We start from the raw sequence: 2618 nt of genomic DNA on the forward strand, positions 1-2618 counted from the left end.
AATCCCTGACCAAATTTACCTGGTACTGACGTTGGGCATTTAATTGCAGGGTTACAACGTGCAACAAATTGATTTGTTTTATCAGACACAAATTGACCCTTCAATATTTCAAAATCAAAAGATAATGGACCATTATAACTTGGTTTAGAATGAGAAGCAAAATCTTCCAAAATTTCCTCGGCAGATAAAGTATAATCATAAACCTTCAGATCATCCACCAAACCATGATATTCATAACGCAAGTCCACTACTCCGCCTTGTGTCTCGATAAGTCCACCAATTCTAAAATCATATAAATCATTTTTAATCAAACCAGTTTGAACTGACTCCTTAACCAGCACACCATTAATAAAATTGCGCACTTTTTGACCATCATAAGTTAAAACTACTTGATTCCATTGACTAAAAGAAAAATTCTTATCACTAATGGCGTGAACTCTTTTTACAGCTTTATTCCTAATACCAGGCCAAACTGCACCAGTTTTATAAAGCCAAATCTCATAATCCAAACTTTTGCCAGCCAAATAAATCCCTTCATGATTTGTATTATTAGTCGGTTCGGGTTTTATCCAAGCTACCATTGATACAAATTTAGTCGGAGCCGATCTTCTATCACGAGTAATAAACAAATTGTCATCTATACCATCAAAATATGCTGCTTTACCACTTAGACCATCTTCAATATAAGAAGGACAGGCATTAATAGAACACTTAGTTGACCAATTATAAACTGAATAATCATCAAAAGTTCCGTCAGTATTTTGTTCATCAAATGTTAGATGAACTAAAAGATTTTTTGTGGGATCAACAAAAACTTCATTCAACATGATATTAGCGCTTCTTTCCAAGACGGTGCCGGTGTCACTAACATATTTGATACAAATCTTTTTTGTACCTGTGGGTGAGGATAAGGTGAAAGTGGTCTGAGCGGAAATATTAATAGGGGTGATGGATTGTTGGGCATAGTCACAATCAGAAAATTGTTGCGATACCGAATCGTAATTGGCTTCGACTGGACCATAGTATCCAGTAGCATTTGTAGTTAGTGATAATGAAACCAGACGATTGGTAGTACTAGTAGCATCACCATTAATCATAATCGTGCCATTCATGACTTCAATCACTGGTGATAATATGATTTCATCAGTGGCTTCTAGAGTAGTGCCTGCACTATTGATATATTTGATACAAATCTTTTTGGTGCCCGTGGCTGATGACAAAGCAAAAGTTACTTGAGCGGAGGCGGAGATGGTGTGTGATTGTTGGCCAGCGAAATCACAGGCGGAAAATGTTTGATTAGTCGGATTGTACACGGCTTCCACTGGGCCATAATATCCAGTTCCATTGGTGGTGAGAGCCAGTGAGACAGTGCGTTCGGTGGTACTAACATCATTGGTGTTAATGACCAATGAACCAGTCAGAACAACAACTGGATTAGTATCCGATCCACTACCACAATTACTTGTACAAGCAACCGTAACATCGGTACTGGCCGTTACTTCGCTACTCCATTCAGTGGTGGAACTATTACCATTTCTAGCGCGAACACGAAAGTAATATGAAGTATTGGCAGTGAGGCCAGAAATATATGAATACAGAGGGGCGTCCCAAGCAGTGCTATTGGTGGGATTGGTGAGCCAAGTAGCTGTGTCATAACCGACTTGATAGGCAGTGGAAGATGAGGTGTCCCAGAAAACATTGATTTGTGATGTGTTGTTGACATTGTCTTTGGCAGCGGCGACACCGGTGGGGACAGTAGTGTGGGTGTAGGTTTCGGATGAGACAGATGATAAAGCTGTTTCAATATTATTGCCATTTCTGGCTTCAGTCAAAAATTTGTATGAAGCATTGGTTAATAACCCACTGATATCTACACCAAGAGTGCCTCCCCAATAGGCATAAGTACCCCAAATTACCGAAGCCCCCAAAGTACCACCAACTTGAACATAACCATCGGCCGAACAGGAGGAATTATCCGTGGTTTGACAGATAAAATATGCAGTGGAGGCTGGATTGGAATTGGGATTAATAACTAAATTTAAGACCGTCGTACTAGAGGCAATTAATGTTGGTGCACTAGGTGTGTTAGCTAAGGTATATGTAGCAAGTGAAGATCCATAAGCAGTTATTTCACCTGAACCACTTTTTGCTTTGGCTTCAATCGTGTGTTGAGTATTGGGTAACAGACCAGTTGTTGAAGTCCCAACTTCGACCCCAAGCGCATCATATGTATGCCAAACTTCACCCACACCCCAGGTGCCATCGGCTTGTAAATATTTGTTGTCGATTGAATCATGAATGAGGAAAGTAATAGACGAAGTGACATTGCCATCTGGACTTAGGATTAAATTCAGATTAGTTGGTAAAGTCGACGTAACTGAGGTTATTGCAGGAACAAGTGGAACGATATCTAATGTTCTAAAGTCATACGAAATTACCGAGGTTTCAACACTATTACTATTACGATATTTAACGGAGACACGATATTCAATATATGGTAGTAAATTGGTAACATCCCACGTATTATCACCCGTTTGCCAATCTGAATTACCAACCTCAGTTAAGTCTGATATTTTAATAACAGAAAAATAGTAACCAGAAGCACCAGCGCTATCATT

The 2618-nt window shown here is 39.4% G+C and carries 1 protein-coding gene; it reads right to left on the reverse strand.

The window, feature by feature from the left end; translation table 11 throughout:
* Positions 1-2618: LamG-like jellyroll fold domain-containing protein (locus tag WCV88_06350; GenBank protein ID MFA6475777.1), on the reverse strand; the 2618-nt coding region annotated here is incomplete at both ends.

The organism is Patescibacteria group bacterium, from assembly GCA_041665365.1.
GTDB lineage: Bacteria > Patescibacteriota > Patescibacteriia > UBA9570 > UBA9570 > UBA9570.